Annotated in this window: 2 protein-coding genes; both read left to right on the forward strand. The window is 59.9% G+C overall.

Going from position 1 to position 2496, the window contains the following annotated elements:
* Nucleotides 1-109: 109 nt before the first annotated feature.
* The gene (locus ACTJI6_RS23895; RefSeq protein ID WP_440804246.1) at nucleotides 110-829 is read left to right on the forward strand and encodes an IS5 family transposase; all 720 of its coding nucleotides are present in this window, start codon (nucleotides 110-112) and stop codon (nucleotides 827-829) included.
* Between the two features lie 1042 nt (nucleotides 830-1871).
* Entirely contained in the window at nucleotides 1872-2393 is a 522-nt protein-coding gene (locus tag ACTJI6_RS23900; protein WP_440804244.1) for an extracellular solute-binding protein, read from the forward strand.
* Nucleotides 2394-2496: the final 103 nt, after the last annotated feature.

The raw sequence follows: 2496 nt of genomic DNA on the forward strand, positions 1-2496 counted from the left end.
CTCACAGCAGAAACCTGGCACCAGTTCCTCGACGACTTCGTTAGCGATCCTGAACTCGCGCAACGCTTCAAGGCTCAACCGCCGCGGTAACAATCGGCCGGTTACCCAGATGGCGCGCCTGAAGCCGTTCTTTCCAAAGAGTCATGGCAAGCCCCGCGTCGATGATCGCCGCGTCCTCAGCGGTATAATTTTCATCAATCGTAATGGCTTGCGCTGGTGTGACGCGCCGAAGGAATACGGGCCAGCCAAGACCCTCTATAACCGCTGGAAGCGCTGGAGCGAAAACGGAGTCTTCGCCCGGATCATGGTTGGCCTGGCCACTGAGCGCGCCGAGCACAAGACGATCATGATCGACCTATCTCAATGCACACCGCACGGCGTCGAGCCTGTGCGTGAAAAAAGGGGGCGTGGGCGCCAGATCGGGCGCACCAAAGGCGGCATGAACACCAAGCTGCACGCCGTCGCCGATGCCAAGGGGCGGCCGATCGGGTTCTTCATGTCGGCCGGCCAGGTCAGCGATTACACCGGCGCGGCGGCACTATTGGGCAGCCTGCCGAAAGCGCGTTGGCTGCTGGCCGACAGGGGCTATGATGCCGATTGGTTCAGAGAAGCGTTGAAAGACAAGGGGATAAAGGTCTGCATCCCGGGCCGCAAGTCTCGCAAGAAGGCCGTGAAATACGACAAGAGGCGCTACAAACGGCGCAACCGCATCGAGATCATGTTCGGCCGCCTCAAGGACTGGCGCCGTGTCGCGACCCGATACGACCGGTGCCCGGAAACCTTCTTCTCTGCGATCATGCTCGCCGCAACCGTCTTGTTCTGGCTGTGATCCAGAACGAGTCCTGAGCCTAGTCATCAGGACCCCTCCTGGGGTGCGCCTTTGCCCGCAACGCCACCGCACGTCGCGCCATGTCCTGGCCTTCCACATCGGACATGCCCATCGAGTTGCACGCAAACCTGATGCGGGCGGCGACAACCTCATCCGATTGCCGGTCTTCTGCCATTTCCGTCATGATGCGCCCTTTCATGGCTGAGCGCTCACCTGATCATGGCAGCCCCATCAATGCAAATCACCTCAGGAAGATGACCCGGGGTCTGGGTTGGCTGGTCCGCCGCCAGGTCAGTCACACGCCTTCCAAGGAACAGCAGGCGCTGCCCCCTGAGATCTCACGGTTCCAATTCATGATCTTCGCCATCTGCTTATTGCGGGAGAGAAAACACAGCCCAGGGAACAGGAATGACCCGCGGAAGTTGAATCCCCCGTGCCGGCGAACCTGACGGAGCGGAACACATGATCACTCACGGCGAGGCTGTCCGACTGAGGGACGAGCGCCTGGTCCGGGCTGTAAAGAGCGCGGAGGAGGCGAGTGGCTTTCGGACCGGGATCCGGTATTCCGAGCGGGGTCGTCATCTGGTCCAGGTGTCGCTTGTTCCCCGAAGACATTGGTGGATCTGCGATCTGGATGACGAGGGCAGGCTCTTCAACTGTCGGATCATGACCGCAGAGGATTACGCCCGGATGAGTGAGAGGCCTCGCCACTGAAGTGCCGCGGGCTTCCTGATTGCCCTTGGGCTACGGAGGATCGTCCAGAACGACGGGGCCAGGGCAGTTGACCAGACATCCTGATCGGCGCGGCTTCCCGTATCAGCCTCGCCGTGCCTTGCGGGCCGCGTAACGCTGGTCGCGCATGGCCTCATCGCAATAAACTTGCGCACGAAGGCGGCGTCAGGATGTCCAGCTTTTACATCGACAAACAGAAAAATAGAAATATCCTCCTCTTGGACAGGCAGGCGGTTCACATGCTGACTGCCTGATCGCGTTCGCAAAGGACGCCAAGAAAACAAGAACAATCACCAACAGGAGGGAGAACATGAAGACTGTCCTTGCAGTCACGGTCGGACTGGCGGCGTCGGGCATCAGTGCTCAGGCCGAGGAGATCAACGTAATGTCGTGGGGAGGCGCCGTGGCGGCCGCCCAGATGGAGGCCTATCACAAGCCCTACATGGCCGAGACGGGCATCAAGATCAATTCAATCGATGCCGACAACCCTGCCGTTCCCATCAAGGCGCAGGTGGAGGTCGGCAACGTGACGGTTGATATCGCCGATGTCGAGCCTTCGGATCTGGTCCGGCTCTGCGACGAGGGGCTGCTGGAGCAGCTTCCCATCGACGAACTCCCTGATGGCAGTGACGGCACGAAGGCTGCCGATGATTTCATCGAGGGCGGCCTTTATGACTGCGGTGTGGGGATCCTCGTTTATTCCACGGTGATCGGATACCGCGGTGACCAGCTGGAAGGTGTTACGTCGGCCAGCGACTTCTTCGATCTGGAGAAGTTTCCGGGCAAGCGCGGCCTGCGCAAGGGCGCCAAGTTCTCGCTTGAACTGGCCTGAGAGTGTCCGATCTTCTGTGTATGAGTGATCCGGTCCATGCTTCACCGAAAGGAAGCATGCATGACGATCTCCAAGGAACTTCTGGATGAACTGCTGAAGGGTG

Source organism: Paracoccus sp. 22332 (assembly GCF_052045125.1).
GTDB classification, from domain to species: Bacteria; Pseudomonadota; Alphaproteobacteria; order Rhodobacterales; family Rhodobacteraceae; genus Paracoccus; species Paracoccus haematequi_A.